The following is a 16,976-nucleotide window of genomic DNA, read 5'->3' on the forward strand; positions in this document are numbered from 1 at the left end:
TAACCAGGCCGGGAAGACATGAAGACATTACTGCGTTTGTTAAAAAGTTTTTGGTTCCTCATCCCAACGCTGTGGGTGTTGAGCCTGTTGGCCTACTCGATTGCCGCGCCACGTGTGCCGCGGCTGCAGGGTCATTTGCCGGAAGCATTGATTGTGATCAGTGCTTTTTATGTGCTGATCATTGTGCTACGCCAGTACCAGCGTATTCGCGCCGAGCACAACCTGGAGAACCTGGTACAGCGTGAAGTCGACCGCTCGATGAAGTCCGCTGGCGAGTTCCGCGACCAGCAAGTGCTGCGCGAACGGCTCAAGCACGCCATCGCCATGCTGCGTACCGACCGTGCGGCGGGCGGCGGCGGTTCTTCGGCATTGTATGACCTGCCATGGTACCTGGTGATCGGGATGTCTGCCGCCGGCAAGACCTCGCTACTCAGCCGCTCCGGCCTGTCGGCGAGCATCGCCAGCAGCGCCAATGACAGCGAAAGCGGCACCCAACACTGCGACTGGTACTTCAGCCCTGACGCCGTGCTGATCGATACCGCCGGGCGCTACTTGCGCGACGAGCAATCCGCCAGCGACTTTGCCGACTTCTTGCGCCTGCTGAAAAAGCAACGCAACAAGGCTGCGGTCAACGGGTTGGTGCTGGTGGTCAGCCTGCCAGAGCTGCTGGCCTCCACCACGGATGAGCGCAACGCCTTGGCTGGGCGGTTGGTGTCGCGCATCGAGGAGTACATCGATTGCCTGGGGGTGAATCCGCCGATCTACCTGATGCTCAGCAAGACCGACCAACTGCCCGGTTTCAGCCAGGCATTCGAAGGCCTCGACCTCAACGAGCGTCAGCAACCACTGGGCATGACTTTCGGTTTATCGGAGATTGGCAACCACGGTTTGCGTAGCGTACTGGATACCAAGCTGACCAATCTGCACCGGCAGATTCGCCGCCACGTTGATGCACAGATGATGACTCTGGGCGCCGACACCAACAGCGCGCTGCTGAATTTTCCCAACTATTTCGCTGAACTGGCGGGCGTGCTTGAGCAGCTCCTCCAACACTTCGCACAGCACACGCATCAGGCCAACCCGTTGTTGCTGCGCGGCTTGTATTTCACTAGCGCGTTGCAGACCGACGAGCAATTGAGCCCGGTGTTTGAGGATGACCTTGCCGAGTCGTTCGCCTTGCATCCGCACGCCAGCCAATCCCTTCCGGGCGACGGCAGCACAAAGAAAACCGCTGATCGCAGCTACTTCATTACCGATACCTTTCGCCGGGTAATTTTTCCTGACCGTGACCTGTCGCTGTACCCATCGAGGTTCGGCCGCAAGTCGTCACTGAGCCCTGCGTTGATTGGCCTGACGCTGGTTGCCGGGGTGCTGTTCATTGGCGGCGAAAGCCTGTCGTTCAAGAACAACCGGGAATGGCTGGCGTCCATGCGCCAACAACTCAGCGAGCTGCAGCAATCGCCGGAGCGCGAGCAGTTGCTTGCATCCGGCCAGGGCCTGGAGCGGTTGCGCAACCAGATGACCACCATCGAGCGCTACCGCGACCACGGCGTGCCGCTGCGCTTGAGCGGCGGCCTGTACCGTGGCGATGACATCTACCTCGCAACCCAGCGCGCGTACTTGCAGCAACTGCGTACCCAGGTGCTGGAGCCGGTTACCCTCAAACTGCAACAGCATCTGCGCCAGTTCAACGAGTTCGCAAGAACCATGGACCTGCAAAACGCTACGGCGGCGCAGCCTGCCAAGGGTGCGCGCAAAGGCCCTTCGGCCACCCAAGGCACGCAGCAACTGGCTGCGCGTGTCGGGGTAACGCCGAGTCTGGGCAACATTGCCCGCGGCACCAATGATCTCAACCAGCGCCTGACCGGTGCGGCCCGGGTTTCGGCCAGACAAGTGCGTGACAACGCCCTTGCTGCCCTGCGCAACCCGGCCACCGTCGGTGACGTTGCCGAACTGTCCGCAACCACGGGTGGGCTGTCGTTGTCGGAGGAGATGCTGGGGCGTTTGGATGAGCATCAGGTCGCCTCGATCATCGAGTCATACAACGCGCTGAAGCTGTACTTGATCCTCACCCAACCCGCCGCGCACCCGGAAGCCGAGTTTGTCGGCGCGGTATTGCCGGTCGCCTGGGCAAGCACCCTCGGCAAGCAAAGCCCGCTCAGCGACAAGGTGATTCGGGAAAACGTAGCGGTCTACGTGCAACTGCTCAAGAACGCTCAAGCACCGACGCTGGCACGCAACGAGCAATTGATCAGCGAGACGCAAAAGAGCCTCAAGTCGTTCATGATCTCCAGCTCCCTGGTGGACCGTGAATACCTGCGCCTGCAGCTCGAATCCAACCGTCAGTTCCCGCCGACCGGGCTGAACGACCTGGTGCCGTTACCAGGCCGCCAGCAACTGTACGGCACTGAGGTTGTGCCGGCGATTTTCACTCGCCAAGGCTGGGACGAGTTCGTCAAGCCGGAGCTGATCAAGCTGGTCTCAAGCAACCTGCACAATGAAACCGACTGGGTGCTGGATGGCGACGGCAGCGACCGCGTGGTGCAGAAAGCCAACTTCATCCGCGAGTTCATGGCGCGCTATAAACGTGACTACAGCCAAGCCTGGTACACCCTGGTAGGCAGCGTCGGCGTGCGTCACTTCACCGATATGACCAACGCCACTCAACAGCTCTCGCTGCTCAGCGACGTGCAGAACTCGCCGGTCAAACGGCTACTTTGGGCGGTCAACGACAACACTCAATGGGACCTGCCCGACTCACGTGAGTCCCAGCAGCCGGGCACCCCGCGCGAGGACAGTTTCTGGAGCAAGGTCACTGGCATATTCGATACCGCCGACGTGTCCCCAAGCACGCTGGTTTCGCCACTGCCGACAGTGAATGACGGCAGCCTGGCGAAACGCTTCGAGCCGGTATCACGGGTGTTTGCCACACAGAACGCCGAAGGTGCGGACAGCACGATCATGGATCGCTACCTGGCCGCGCTGCGCAAACTCAAAGTGCGGGTCAACAATATCCAGCGCTCGCAAGACATCGGTAAAAGCAGCAAGCAACTGATCAGCGAGACGTTGGAGGGCCAGCCAAGCGAAGTCACTCATGTACGCAACTATGTAGAAACCACGATCGACACCAGCCAGGGCGGCCTGTCGAGTTCGCTGCAAAGTCTGTTCAGCCTGCCGATCCAGTACACCTGGGAAACCCTGCGCGATCCGGCCGGCGAGCAAATTGCCAAGGCCTGGGCGCAGCAGATTGCCAAACCGTGGGAGCAGGTCATGGCCCATCGTTACCCGATTGCCGCAGGCAGTCGCAACGAAGCTTCGATCAAGGATCTGCAACGCTTCGTCGACCCGCAATCGGGCCTGTTGCCAAACTTCAAGCGCAACGAAATCGGCAATTTGGCCGGCGGCGAAGGCTTGGGCATGAGCAGCGGCGCCAAGTCGGCTCCGCTGGTCGATCCGGGCATGGTCAACAGCATCGACAAGGCCAGCTCGCTAGGTGAAGTGATCGCCAGCCTGTCGGACCGCGACAACGGCTTCGAAATCATGCTGGAGCCGTCGGCTGACTTCACCGATATCATCTTCACCCTGGACAGGCAGGTGCAGCACTACCGCAACGGCAAGGCTAGCTGGAGCCGGTTTTCCTGGCCGGGCACCACCACGACGCCAGGCGCACGCCTTGATGTCGTGACGCTCAGCGGCGAGCGCATCACGGTGTTCGACTATCCAGGACGCTGGGGCTTGTTGCGCATGAACGACAGTGCGCGGGTCGACGACCTCGATGGCATCCAGCAACGTATGCGCTGGAACACCGCCAGTGGTCCGGTCAGCCTCACTGTGCGCAACTATGGTGGCGTCAAGCTCACCGACCTGAGCAACGTCAAGGCGCTGAGCGCGCTAAACACCACGGACGGACGCGCCAAGTGAGCACTCCAGCCAAGGATCGGGAGTGCCGCCGGTGATCGGGTGTTTCGGCAAAGTGCCTGCCAGCGCGGACTTCGTCAGCCTGCACGGTGCGGCGCAAGAAGTCCGCGAGTTCGACGCCTGGTTGCAAGGGGCCCTGTCGGCCATGCAACACCGCGAAGACTGGCGAGAGCTGTTCGATCGTTTGCCGGTGTGCCTGTTCAGCTATCGCGCGCGCAACGGCAATTGGCTGTTGGGCGGGCTGATCAGTGCGCGGGATTTCAGCACGCGTCGCTACCCGTTTTTCATCTTCCAGACGCTCAAGGCCAGCGAGGCCCAAACCCTGGTTAATCCGTTTACCCTGGGCGAACTGTTCTGCGGGCAGATCAAACCGTTGCTGCACATGGCTGTCCAGGGCGAAAGCACCTCGGTGTTGTTTGAACGCATCAAAGCCTTGCGCCCGTTGCAGGCCCAGGATTTTGAACTGTTCCGGCGCGTGCACGACAAGTTTCTGGTGAATTTCAATCTGCGCGACATCACTCGCTCGCTGGAAGATTCGCACCCTGAGTTTGTCAGCAACGCGGTGCTCACCCGCCTGCGGGCCCTGCAACAACCGATGCAGCACAAGAGCGGCATGGCGATCTCCCTCCCCCTGCCGGCCGAACGGGGTTTGAAGAACCCCATCGCCGACTTGTGGATCGATTGGCTCACGCGCATGAAGCGCGCCGATACCGCGCCGCAAATCAGTGTGTTGGCCGATGACTTCATGCGTCCGAAGCTACTGTGCTTTGCCTCGCGCAACAGCAATGGCCTGTACCGGGTACTGACCGGCACCAGCGAGCGCCTGGAAAATTACGATGTGTTGGCGCCGTTCGACGTCTTCGACGAGCACCACCGTGTATCGACATTTCCTGAACTAGACCGCCCTCTTTATGACGTTATCGACCGTTTTGTCGATGCCCTGGATTTGAAGTCCGTATGAACAGAATTAAATATTATTTCTTGTGCTACCAACCCTACATTCTGGGGGTCCTATTCTTCCTGACGATTTTTATCGTGTGGGGTATCGGCCACGCGTTCGACTTCAATTCGCTCAATAGCCTGCTGACCGGGATCGGTGTGTTCTTGGTGCTTTCCTCCGGCTATGTGGTGCTGCTGTATCGCGGCGTCTCCAGACATCACAACCTCGAAGGGCTGCTGCGCGAAGACGCCGACCAGGCCGTGCTGAACGCGAGCCCGGCCGACCGTGAGGAAGTCAGCCTGTTGCGCGAACGCCTGCTGCAAAGTATCGAACGCCTGAACGGCAACAAGCCACGCGGCACCCCACCCAAGGATGCGTTGTATGCCCTGCCCTGGTACTTGGTGATCGGCCAGCCGGCTGCGGGCAAGAGCACTATGTTGTATCAGTCGGGGCTGAACTTTCCGTATGCCGAACGCGAGGGTGCGCGGGTGGCGGGCCTGGGCGGCACTCGCCACTGCGACTGGTTTTTCAGCGCCGAAGCGGTGCTGTTGGATACCGCAGGCCGCTACATGAACGACCAGGAAGAAGCCGGCAAATGGCGCGCTTTTTTGCAGTTGCTGCGTCAGCATCGCCAGCGACGTCCGCTGAATGGCTTGATTGTGGCGGTGAGCATCCACGACATCCTGCAAGCTTCGCGCGAAGATCAGGAGCGCATTGCCAAACGCCTGCGCGAGCGTATTCAGGAAACCCATGCACTGCTGGAAGTGCGACTGCCAGTGTACCTGGTGTTCACCAAGTGCGACCTGGTGCCGGGATTTGCGCCCTTCTATAGCCAATTGGATGACGTGGCGCGCGGCGAAGTGATGGGCAAGACCTTCTCCCACAAGGGTTTTGACCAGGCCGACTGGGGCCAGCGTTTTGGCGTGGCGATGGATGAACTGATTACTTACTGGCAGGCCGTGGCCAACCGGCAACTGGTGCTGCAGGACATTCAGGTCACACGCCAGAACTCGTCCGTGTACCGCTTTCCGCTGGAACTGGCGGCCTTGAAACCGCGTCTGCAACTGTTCGTCGATGCCTTGTTGCGGGCCAACCCGTATCAAAACGCCGAACTGCTGCGCGGCTTCTACTTCACCAGCGCACTGGATGCCGATCGACCGGAAATGGGTGGTCATGCCCGCCAGGTCACCGAACGTTTCTCGCTGGAGAGCGATCAGGAACCCGCCGGCGGCCATGCGCAACCGCATGCCCTGTTTATCAATAGCCTGTTTCGCAAAGTGATCATTCCTGACCAACATCTGGTGGCGCTGTACACCACCAACGATCGCGAACGTCGACGCAAGGCCGCCTTGATCGGCGCTTTCGGCGCCCTGGCAATGCTGTTGTGTGGCGTGTGGGGTTGGTCCTATTGGAATAACAAAAATACGATCCAGACCCTGTCTGCCGAACTGGCCCAATCCTCCACCGATGACCGCGCCAGCACCGGCCAATACACGGCCTGGCATACGCTGGAGAGCATGCGTTCATGGACCGCACATTACTACCGCCAGCACCGCGAAGACGGCGTACCGCTGCGCATGCGCATGGGCCTTTACCAGGGCCATGCCATCGAACCGTTGCTACGGAGTCAGTATTTCTCGCGGCTGGAAACCGTGATGCTCAAACCGACCGCCGACAACCTCACCCGTTCGTTGTACCTGCTGACCACCATCAAGGTCTATCAGCGCAACACCAAGGAACTGTTCCCGGTCACGAGTATCGACAGCGTGGAGCCCAAGGCCCTGCCGACGGACAATCGTGCGCAATCTATCGCCAACTTCGGTACCACGACCCTGGACACTTACATCATGTTGTCGCGCGCCCAGCGAGAGAGGGCCGATCCGGCGCTTCTCAAAGCGAAAATGCCCGATTACTGGTACCCGGCGATTGCTCGCCAGACCGGCAAGCTCATCACCCAAAACAGCGCCACGGCTGTCGGTGGGGATTACGAGTACGCCAGCCGCCAGATCAATTTCTACAGTGATCAGATTCACGAACCGGACGTGCCGCGCCTCCTTGATAACGCCTTCCTCATCTCCAGCTCACGCAATTACATCAATAGCCTGCTGAGCCAGTCGCTGCGTTCGATCGAGACAATCACCCTGGAATCCGACACGCTGTTCGCCTTCGGTCGCGCAGATTTCCAGAGCCTGAAAAGCGAAGGCCAGGCTCAGTTGAGCGCTATCGCCGGCAAGCTATTGAGCACACCGGACATTGGCAAAATCATCATTACCGGGCATGCCGACCCATTGGGGGATCGCCAGGGCAACCTGGTGGTCTCGAGGCAGCGGGCGCAAACCATCAAGACCTATCTGGTGGGCAAAGGCGTACCTGTCGAACTGGTGGACGCGGTGGGCGAAGGCAGCGAAAAGCCGTTGGTCAAATGCGATATGCAATTGCCTCGCGCCACGTTGATTCAGTGTCTTGAGCCCAATCGACGAGTCGAGATCGAAGTTCGTGCGCTCAACTGAGCCTTATAGCGAAATACCGCTGCTTGAGCCTATGCCGGAGCGGCAGAAAAAGAAGCCTGTCCTGATCGTTTTCAGGACAGTTAAAGCAAGAGCTGTAGCCCCACAGCGGGTCGGTACAACTCTTAAACAGTGAAAGGAGAAGTTAGAAATGGCATTTGATGCATATATCCAAATCGACGGCATTCCAGGCGAAGTACTGGACGATAAACACAAGGACTGGATTGAAGTATTGGGCTACGAATATGGCGCTACTCAGGCCACCTCTGCCACTGCCAGCTCTTCGGGCGGCGCATCGTCCGAGCGCGTAGCTCTCAGCGATTTCAGCATCCGCAAAACCGTGGATAAAGCATCGGCGAAGCTGTTCGAAGCCTGCTGCAAAGGTACCCACATCGCCAAGATCCAACTGAACGTCAACCGTGCGGGCGGCGACAAGCTGACCTACCTGACCATCAATCTGGAAGAAGTCGTAGTGTCCTCCGTCAAAGCTATCGCTGGCGGCAGCCAGGGCGGCGAAGACAAAGCGGTCAGCGACCTGCCGATCGAAGAAATCAGCTTCAACTTCGCGCGCATCAAGACCACCTACACCCAACAGAGTCGCTCCGATGGCCAGGGTGGCGGTAACGTCACCGGCGGTTGGGATCGCACCGCGAACAAGGTTTTCGCTTAAGTATCTGGCGATTTCGCGCCGAGTGTACATCCCCAACTCAACACCGTGCCTGCGTGCAAGCACGGTGTTTTTTCTGAGCAGAGTTATCTATGCCTGAATTTTTCAACGGTCTTTCCCTGGCCGAACTGCTCGCCCCCATCGACGGCGCAAGTGGTGCGGACCTGAGTTTCTCCACCCTGTTTGATCAAATCAAAGAAGCGCGTCGAGCAGACCCCAATTACCTGACCCAGGGCGACTGGCAAACCGAACTCAAATCCTCCGATTGGGACTTGACCATCACCCTGGCCGCGCAAGGTCTTGCGCAACAGAGCAAGGATTTGATGCTGGTGGCCTGGCTTGCCGAGGGCCTGGCGCACCAATACCATTTTGTTGGCATTCACTTCGGACTGACCCTGGCCGAGCAAATTTTGCGGGCGTTCTGGGAAAACCTGTATCCGTCGCTCGAAGACGGTGTGGAAGAGCGCAATGCGCGCCTTGCCTGGCTGAAAACCTCGCTGACAGATGTGGTGGGCGCACTGCCAATCACCCAGGGAGACAACTTCGGCCTGTTACGCTATGACGAATCCCGGCACGTCGAAAACCTGGCCTTGCAGAACCCCCAAGCCATGCGTAACGCACTCGAGGAAGGCAAAATCAACGCGGAAACCTTCCAGCGTTCAGTCGTCCTTACCGAATCCGATCATCTGTGCCTCAAGGCCACCGAAATCGCTGCATGCGTGCAGGCCTGCCAACAACTCCAGGCTACCTGTGACGACTTGTTCGACCGCGATACACCGAGTTTTGCCGCACTTGAGGAAATCCTGTCCAGGACCGCACAACTGGTCGAGAAACTGTTGAAGGATCGAGGTATCGAACTCCATCCCGCGCAAGCTCAGCTCGCTCCCAATGCGCCTGAAATCAACCAAGCGCCACCAGCAGGTGCTGCCATGCCCGCCGCCCAGCAAGCCCCCAACCCAGCCGTATTACGTACCACCCCAATGACTCGCGACGAAGCCTTCACCATGCTCGCGAGCGTCGCCCAATTCTTCAAACACGCCGAACCCCAAAGCCCGGTGCCCTACCTGATCGAACGCGCGATCAAATGGGGCAACATGCCGCTTGAGGGATGGTTGAATGACGTGATTAAGGACCGTAACGTCGTCGATAGCATTCGTGACGTACTTGGAACCAAAGAGACGAAGTCCTGATGCCCCATGGATACCCAAGGACAAGCAAACATCTTCGCTAATGGCCTGTGCGGTTAGTTCGTTAGCTCAAGTTCGGATGCCACACATCATTCATCGCATCTTATGATTGTGTCATAACGAAGTGAAAACCCTTCGTATTCTGCACCGCCGGACAGAACGACCTGAAGAATGGTGATCCAGGGAACCTCTCAGAGTGGAAGCGGATGCCTGACTTACTCAAAAATGTGCAATCGCTTGATCATTATCCGCCAGCACTTTGGAGCCTGGATCAATGAGGATGGACCGGATGCTATGAATTCATACTTCTGAAGCAAGTCTTTAAGTTAAACCTTAATATTTAACAAATAAAACATTACACAGTAGTGCAATAATCTAGCTTCTCGCCGCATTCTTATCTCCATGAAGGCTGATGCCTCAAAGCGTTTTCTCTGCCAACCCAATCACTTTCCCGCGAGAAAGCGATTACTAAACCACACAGACAGCCCTCGAATGCAGCTGAAATCAAGCCTTAGGCGTCCGCTTACGAGATCACTGCCCCACAGAAGCATTCCCATATTGTTCCCCTATCGCCCTTTTTCAGCCGCCAAAAACCACAAACCCCCGAATTTCTCCAGGAAAATCAGGGGTTTGCGTTTTCAGAATTTGGCGGTGAAGGAGAGATTCGAACTCTCGATACAGTTTCCTGTATACACACTTTCCAGGCGTGCTCCTTAAGCCACTCGGACACTTCACCGTATCTCGTCAAACCGATTCAGTCTGTCGAGGCGCGCTAATGTAGTCGAAAGCTTTTCCAATGGCAAAGGTTTTTTTCAGAATTTTCATGCGCTTAAGTCAAATAACCAACGTCGCCCCAGTCGCCCACCCGCCAGTCAAGGCAAACCTGCCAATCTCTGGCACAACTCAGCGCCTTCCATAAAGACAGGGCGGGCATCTGGCGCAACCTCCTGAGCGCGGTTCGGACGGAAAAACCTGACTCACCAGTCAGTCACGGCGCTTTACCTCTCCCATGCGGCTGGGTAACGTCTGTGCCACTTCTTTATAAGGAATGACCTCATGAGTGAGTTGATCTCTTACCACCTCGAAGACAGCATCGCGACCCTGACCTTGAGCAATGGCAAGGTCAATGCCATTTCCCCGGAGGTGATTGCCGCCTTCAATACCGCCCTGGACCAGGCCACCCGCGACCATGCGGTGGTGATCATCACCGGCCAACCCGGCATTCTCTCCGGTGGCTACGATCTGAAAGTGATGACCGCCGGCCCCAGGGAAGCCATCAGTCTGGTGACCGCCGGTTCCACCCTCTCCCGCCGCCTGTTGTCCCATCCGTTCCCAGTGATTGTCGCCTGCCCAGGCCATGCCGTGGCCAAGGGCGCATTCCTGCTGCTGTCGGCCGACTACCGCATCGGTGTCGACGGGCCGTTCAGCATCGGCCTGAATGAAGTGCAGATCGGCATGACCATGCATCACGCCGGGATCGAGATCGCCCGCGACCGGTTGCGCCGCTCGGCCTTCCATCGTGCCGTGATCAATGGCGAGATGTTCAACCCGCAAGACGCGGTGGACGCCGGTTTCCTCGACAAGCTGGTCACGCCGCAAGCCCTGCCGGAGGCCGCCCTGAACGCGGCCCGGCAGTTGAAGAAGATCAATATGACTGCTCACAAGAACACCAAGCTGAAAGTGCGTCAGGCGCTGCTGGAAACCCTGGATCACGCGATCATTCTCGATCAGGACCCTATGGGCTGATCCTCGAACCTTTTGCCCGTGGAAAAGGCCCGACATTTAGTCGGGCCTTTTCCTACAGACGTGTTTGTACCCACTGCAACCGCTCTAGACCGCGCCTGACACTCTCCGGGGAAACATGCGCTAAAACATCGCCTATCTCCTGCCTCTATCCGGCTAATTGCCGAGGACAATGCACCTCCGTACACTGCGCCACCTTTTGTCCTGGCGGGCCCGTTAGATGCTGTTTCTATTACGTATGTTATTGATGGGGCTTAATTTTATCGTTGCAGGTATCATCGGCGTGATACTCGGGCTCTGTCGCCCGTTCCATCCGGATAACAACCGCTTGTGCGCCCGCCTGTATGCCTGGCCGGCAATGTGTATTCTGCGCCTGCGGGTGAAGGCCGAGGTCGGGCCATTGATGGACCAGTCGCAAAGCTGCGTGATCATTGCCAATCATCAGTCCAACTACGACCTGTTCGTGTTCGGCAATGTGGTGCCACGGCGCACGGTATGCATCGGCAAGAAGAGCTTGAAGTGGATTCCGTTGTTCGGCCAGTTGTTCTGGCTGGCGGGCAATGTGCTGATCGATCGCGGCAATGCCTGCAAGGCACGTCAATCGATGCTGAGTACCACCGAGACCCTGCAACACAAGGACACCTCGATTTGGGTCTTCCCCGAAGGCACACGCAATCGTGGCGAAGACCTCTTGCCGTTCAAGAAAGGGGCGTTTCAGATGGCGATCACTGCTGGCGTACCGATCATGCCGGTGTGTGCCAGCAGCTATATCAGGCATATGCGCCTGAACCGCTGGCACGGCGCCAAGGTGCTGATCCGCTCGCTGCCGGCGATCCCCACCGCGGGACTGACGCTGGACGATATGCCGATGCTGATCGACCAGTGTCGGGAACAGATGCGTGACTGTATCGCCGCAATGGACCGCCAGCTGCAAGTCGGCTGATCAAGCATCTTCGCGCGCCCAGGCCGGCGCGGTTGCTGTGCAAAGACGCCACGACATGAACGTTGCGGCTTTTCCACGAACTCCCGATAGTTTGCCGACTCTGAAGAAGCCGGGCAGGCTAAGCTGCAGCCTGTCTTTTCCCTTTTTAAAGAAGAAGCGATCAGCATTATGGGTAGAATCGTTGCTGCTGCGGTTTACAGTGCCGGTAGAAAAGTCACCAATATCACCCTCGACGAGGGCGCCGCCTGGGCGGCGAAACCCGGTCACTTTGTCTGGATCGGGCTGGAAGAGCCCAACGCCCAGGAGCTGGCCAACTTGCAGAGACAGTTCAATCTGCATGAACTGGCCATTGAGGATGCCCTGGAAAAACACAGCCGCCCGAAGCTGGAAACCTTCGGCGATGCCCTGTTTATCGTCACGTATTCGCCGATTCACCACGAGGGCAAGCTGGAGTTCATCGAGACCCAGATCTTTGCCGGTAACGGCTATATCATTACTTGCCGCAACGGCCGCTCGAAGTCCTATTCCCACGTCCGTCAACGCTGCGAAGCGCGACCGTTGCTGCTGGAACATGGCGAGGATTTCGTGCTGTATGCCCTGCTCGACTTCGTGACCGAAAGCTACCAGCCAGTCAGTGAGGTCATTCATGCCGAGATCGACGAGCTGGAAAAAAACGTGCTGCACAGCTCGCTGAACGAGGGTGATATCCAGCGTATCCACCACCTGCGCCGGGATGTGTTACGCCTGCGCCGCTATGTAGCACCGATGGTGGAGATCAGCGAGGAAGTCTCACGCCTGGACTTCCCGTTTATCGACAAGAACATGCGTCCGTACTTCCGCGACGTACAGATCCATGTGACGCGACAGATGGAGGACCTGGCGACCCTGCGCGATATCGCCAGCCAGACCATCGAGATCGGCGTGTTGCTGGAGTCCGTCCGCCAGAGCATCGTGCAACGCAAGTTCGCCGCCTGGGCAGCGATCCTGGCGTTTCCGACGGCAGTGGCGGGGATCTATGGGATGAACTTCCAGAACATGCCCGAACTGAACTGGCACTACGGCTATTTTGCCGTGCTGGGATGTATCGCGGTCGGTTGCGTGGGCTTGTGGGCCAGCTTCAAGAAATCCGGCTGGCTATAGATCGGACGCGCAACGTGCGGATGGTTCCCATGTTCGGCATCAACTAGTGGCCTGTGGCTTGTGTCCGACGAAGCGCATCATCCACTCAGCCACCGTAGTGCCGTGGTGTTCGTGCTCCAGGCTGGCGATGCCCTTGGCGTAGATCGGCTCGCCGAGGGTCTGCTGGCGAATGTCCAGCAAGGCCCGCGAATAGTCGTGGATAAACTCCGGGTGCCCCTGGAAGCACAGCACCTGGTCGTTGATGTGGTAGGCCGCATACGGGCAGAAATCGCTGCTGGCGATCACTGTGGCGTTTTCCGGCAGTTCGGTGACCTGATCCTGGTGGCTGATCAGCAGCGTCAGTTCCTCCATCACCGGGCTCATCCAGGGCGCCTTGGCAGCCATCTTGTATTGGTGGGTACCGACGCCCCAACCCTGGCTGGCACGCTCGCTCTTGCCACCCAGCAGCAACGCCAGCAATTGGTGGCCAAAACAGACCCCCAGCAGCTTGTCGCCGCGCTCGTAACGACTGAGCAGGTAGGCCTTGAGAGTTTGAATCCATGGGTCGCTGCCGAAGGAGTCGGCCTTGCTACCGGTCACCAGGTAGGCGTCGAAGGTCAGCTCGTCACTCGGGTAGTTACCCTGCATCACGTTGTAGACACTGAACTGGGCGGCAATCGGCTGACGGGAGAACAGACGCTCGAACATCTTCCCATAGCCCTGATATTGATCGATCAGTTCCGGGCGCAGCACATCGGTTTCCAGAATGCAGATGCGTAACGACATAAAAGTACCTGACACAAAAGACAAGAGAGTGAGGCTTGAGCCTGCCTTGAAATAGCCTTGCAAGGCAAGCACGCAACGCACTACCGGCAAACCCGATTCAGCCGGGGCCCGGCTCGTCGGATTCATTGACCGCAGCGCTCAGCGGCCTTGATCTGCACGCTCGGACGAACGGTAGTGTACTAAGCGCTTAACCGTTTTAGTGGTCGCACGTGTCTAGCAAAAGGCCTGCTAGCGAGATGGCAATATGCCTCATATTTTTTTAAAAATAATTTAGTAACCCTCCATATGAAATGGTTCTAAGGAAAGTGTGACGCGGGCTCTAAGGTTATCCCTGTAGGAGTTGCCGCCGGGGTTTTGCCGGGGTATCCAACACAATTGTTGAGCAGTCGTCTTCAGGAATAACAACAAAAGGCAGTCAGCCATGTTCAAGCACTCGAAAGTCCGCCAGGCCGGTTTGATCGTATTCGCCACCACGCTTCTTCTTATCCTGCCGAACCTCACCAAGGTGGTCGGCTAGACGCTGTGGTTTTTTTCAACATCACCACAAATTCTCATCCCGATTTCCTGTCGAGGTGCGATTTTGTGTGCCAATCTTGAGCACGACGAATGGCGCGACGCGCCGTCCGATCCTATCGAGGACTCCCCCACCGGGACCTTCGACAATGATAACGACATAGCCAGGCAAGCTAACCCTTGCACCGCTCCCACCGAATAAAGCCACGAATGAAACGACTGATCCTGCTGACGACTGCCCTGCTGTGTGCCCCTCTGCACGCCGCACAACTGGCTCTCGACCTCGGTGCTGGCCATCGTACCTGGGAAACCGAGGCATTGCTGGCCCATCCCGAGGCCCAAACCATCACCATCGACGACGATGTATCCTACAAACGCCAGATGACCTATCGTGCGGTACCGCTGGCTGTGCTGCTGGATGGCATCAAGACCGATGATCACCTGCAGGCGGTGGCACTGGACGGCTTCGCCGCCGAACTGAGCGCCGGACCGCTACTCGACCAGACCGGAGCACGGGCCTGGCTGGCGGTAGAAGACCCTACCAAACCCTGGCCGCCGCTGGCGCTGGGCAAACCCGGCGCCGGGCCGTTCTATCTGGTATGGACTAATCCGCAAGCCGGGCATATCGGCCCCGAGCAATGGCCTTATCAGGTCGCCAGTATCCGGCGCCTGGCCCCGGTGGCGGAACGATTCCCTGCGCTGCGGCCCGATCCGAAGCTGGCGGCCAACGATCCGCCGAACAAGGGTTTTGCGTTGTTTCAGAAGAACTGCCTGGTGTGCCATAAGCTCAATGGCGCGGGGGACGCACAGGTCGGTCCGGACCTGAACGTGCCGTATAGCCCGACGGAATACTTTACCGAAGGTTTTCTCAAGCGGTATATCCGCGACCCGCAGAGTCTGCGCCACTGGCCGCAGGCGAAGATGCCGGCGTTCTCTGCGGCGGTGCTACCGGATGGCGAACTGGATCTGCTGCTTGAGTATTTGCAGCACATGGCTAAGCGCAAGGTGGCGACCCACTGAGTTACTCGACCTTCCACGGATTCACCTGCTACTGCTGTGCCGGCCACATCGGCGGCGGCACCCGGACCTTCGCACGCAAACGAAAACGGCCGACCCCGAGGTCAGCCGCTGCTGTGTGAAAAGCAGTGCGTTCAGTTGCGCGCACGTATCGGATGTTTGACGCCCCAGCCTTCGATCACACCGCCCAAGGGCTCGACCACCGCCCCGAAGTCGTGCTCGAAGTCATCGATGCCGCCATAGGTGGCGTACATCACCTTACTCAACTCCAGGTACCAGGCACCGTCGTCCCTGGCACTGACCTGAGCATTCAACGATTCACCGCGAAATTGCCCTGCTGCCCTGCGTGCCCGCTCCTCGTCCGGGAAAATGGCATAGAACTCGATGGGATGGATGCGTGCAAAATCAAAACCGCCTTCTTTCATGCGGCGCAGCACCTGGCTGCTGATGTCTTCTTGATAGGCTGTGCTCATGAAACGTCCTCCTCAGCAAGCGTTGGATAGACTTTCCGTACTCCCGAACCAGGCACGACACCGTGCTGGCAGCTCGACAGGTATCTGCCGGCCGGGACACAAGCATGTAGCTGACAAGATCAGACCACCTTAGCGAATCATTCGCTGATCTCGACTGCAGAGTAGCGCGATGCCAACAGCTCTGCCAGAGGGCCAGAAAGAGAAAAACAGCGTTTCATGAAGCGGGCGCGATGCGCAGGATCTGAATACTGTTCTAATCCTTGAGGCTCTTGACCGTCGGTTCAGGCGCGCGCCCGTCGAGGTCATTGAGATCCAGCTCGGCGGGAACCGGTAGCAATCGCGCACGAATCCACTGCGCGGCCTGTTCTCGGCTGGGTTTGTGCTCACAATCGAAATGCTCGACGGTCTGCACGCCATGATCGTCCACGAAAGTGATTGCCCACATTTTCATCGGTATCTCCTCGGTAAAGCCCATATGCTGGGCTCACCGCATCTGGACCGTGGAGCAACGACGATCGTTCAGAGCAATTGAAACGATGCCACAGGCTTCAGCCGATCATTTCTCGGCCTGTTCCTTGAGCGCTTGCAGGGTGTTGTACGGTGCATCCACCACGAACTTGTTCGCCAGCCACGACGGGACGCTGCCGCCTGGCTCGGTGTGTACCTGGTAGGTCACTTCGGTCAGGTTGTTGCCTTTGGGCACCAGTTTCCAGAAGCCCGCAACCTGGGCAACGCGCACATAGCCCTTCTGTTGCGGCTTGTAGGTCGGTACACCTTCCAACCGGCGGGTCAACGTGCCATCGGCGGCCTGAGTGGTGGTGATATGCAGATAGGAGTCACGATCGGACACCGGGAACGGTGCCTTGAATTGAGTGTAGGTCCAGCTCTCGTCTCCCTTCTGGTCCACCAGTTTCTGCGACTTGCACTCGTGAATCCAGGCGCAGGCACCGGCCACGTCTTCCTGCACCGCACGGATCTTGGCGACCGACGCTTTGATCGTCGTCACGCCCTGATAGGCCTTGTATTTGGAGCCGGCCACCTCGCTGAGCGACACCTTGATCCCGTTTTCGTCCTTGGCTGTCTCCCAGGTTTGCGCATAAGCAGTACCGGTCAACAGGACAGTCATACCACAAACCACAGCCATTCGATGCAGCGAACCCATT

At 58.2% G+C, this 16,976-nt stretch carries 13 protein-coding genes and 1 tRNA gene; 9 read left to right on the forward strand and 5 right to left on the reverse strand.

Translation table 11 applies throughout. The annotated features are described in order from the left end of the window. The first annotated feature begins 18 nt into the window (after window positions 1–18). From BMX68_RS09580 to tssA, 5 genes are all read left to right on the forward strand, one after another. Entirely contained in the window at window positions 19–3,921 is a 3,903-nt protein-coding gene (locus BMX68_RS09580) for a type VI secretion protein IcmF/TssM N-terminal domain-containing protein (protein WP_017133995.1), read from the forward strand. A gap of 31 nt (window positions 3,922–3,952) precedes the next feature. Then, a complete protein-coding gene (tagF, locus tag BMX68_RS09585) occupies window positions 3,953–4,879 on the forward strand; it encodes a type VI secretion system-associated protein TagF (RefSeq protein WP_026013401.1) in 927 nt (308 codons plus the stop codon). After that, window positions 4,876–7,368, forward strand: coding sequence for a type VI secretion system membrane subunit TssM (tssM, locus tag BMX68_RS09590; protein WP_017133993.1), 2,493 nt, complete (start codon window positions 4,876–4,878; stop codon window positions 7,366–7,368). The genes tagF and tssM overlap by 4 nt, the downstream gene beginning before the upstream one ends. Before the next feature lie 148 nt (window positions 7,369–7,516). Then, window positions 7,517–8,035: an Hcp family type VI secretion system effector gene (locus tag BMX68_RS09595; RefSeq protein ID WP_017133992.1), complete on the forward strand. Its 519-nt coding sequence runs from the start codon at window positions 7,517–7,519 to the stop codon at window positions 8,033–8,035. Window positions 8,036–8,124: 89 nt separating this feature from the next. Next, window positions 8,125–9,222 carry a type VI secretion system protein TssA gene (tssA, locus tag BMX68_RS09600; RefSeq protein WP_017133991.1) on the forward strand — a complete coding sequence of 366 codons (1,098 nt, stop codon included), beginning with the start codon at window positions 8,125–8,127 and terminating at the stop codon, window positions 9,220–9,222. 643 nt (window positions 9,223–9,865) lie between these two features. Here the strand turns inward: tssA and BMX68_RS09605 are convergent. Beyond that, window positions 9,866–9,955 (reverse strand) — tRNA-Ser (locus BMX68_RS09605). A 320-nt stretch (window positions 9,956–10,275) separates the two neighbouring features. On the opposite strand from BMX68_RS09605, the gene BMX68_RS09610 reads away from it, so the two are divergent. From BMX68_RS09610 to BMX68_RS09620, 3 genes are all read left to right on the forward strand, one after another. After that, window positions 10,276–10,965 carry a crotonase/enoyl-CoA hydratase family protein gene (locus BMX68_RS09610; protein WP_017133990.1) on the forward strand — a complete coding sequence of 230 codons (690 nt, stop codon included), beginning with the start codon at window positions 10,276–10,278 and terminating at the stop codon, window positions 10,963–10,965. Between the two features lie 217 nt (window positions 10,966–11,182). Continuing rightward, window positions 11,183–11,905, forward strand: a complete 723-nt coding sequence (locus tag BMX68_RS09615; protein WP_017133989.1) for a lysophospholipid acyltransferase family protein — start codon at window positions 11,183–11,185, stop codon at window positions 11,903–11,905. A 168-nt stretch (window positions 11,906–12,073) separates the two neighbouring features. Then, entirely contained in the window at window positions 12,074–13,045 is a 972-nt protein-coding gene (locus BMX68_RS09620; RefSeq protein ID WP_017133988.1) for a magnesium and cobalt transport protein CorA, read from the forward strand. Between the two features lie 39 nt (window positions 13,046–13,084). Here BMX68_RS09620 and BMX68_RS09625 read toward each other — a convergent pair whose 3' ends face one another. Continuing rightward, complete coding sequence (locus BMX68_RS09625) at window positions 13,085–13,810, reverse strand: amidotransferase (protein WP_017133987.1); 726 nt, start codon at window positions 13,808–13,810, stop codon at window positions 13,085–13,087. A 723-nt stretch (window positions 13,811–14,533) separates the two neighbouring features. Between BMX68_RS09625 and BMX68_RS09630 the strand changes: the two genes are divergently transcribed. After that, a complete protein-coding gene (locus BMX68_RS09630) occupies window positions 14,534–15,343 on the forward strand; it encodes a cytochrome c (RefSeq protein WP_074862078.1) in 810 nt (269 codons plus the stop codon). A 131-nt stretch (window positions 15,344–15,474) separates the two neighbouring features. Here the strand turns inward: BMX68_RS09630 and BMX68_RS09635 are convergent, their stop codons facing one another. The 3 genes from BMX68_RS09635 to BMX68_RS09645 form a co-directional block, all read right to left on the reverse strand. Beyond that, entirely contained in the window at window positions 15,475–15,813 is a 339-nt protein-coding gene (locus BMX68_RS09635) for a ribonuclease E inhibitor RraB (protein ID WP_017133984.1), read from the reverse strand. 253 nt (window positions 15,814–16,066) lie between these two features. After that, window positions 16,067–16,288 carry a hypothetical protein gene (locus tag BMX68_RS09640; RefSeq protein ID WP_074862080.1) on the reverse strand — a complete coding sequence of 74 codons (222 nt, stop codon included), beginning with the start codon at window positions 16,286–16,288 and terminating at the stop codon, window positions 16,067–16,069. Between the two features lie 81 nt (window positions 16,289–16,369). After that, complete coding sequence (locus BMX68_RS09645) at window positions 16,370–16,975, reverse strand: START domain-containing protein (RefSeq protein WP_017133982.1); 606 nt, start codon at window positions 16,973–16,975, stop codon at window positions 16,370–16,372. Window position 16,976 lies beyond the last annotated feature (1 nt).

The organism is Pseudomonas agarici, from assembly GCF_900109755.1.
GTDB lineage: Bacteria > Pseudomonadota > Gammaproteobacteria > Pseudomonadales > Pseudomonadaceae > Aquipseudomonas > Aquipseudomonas agarici.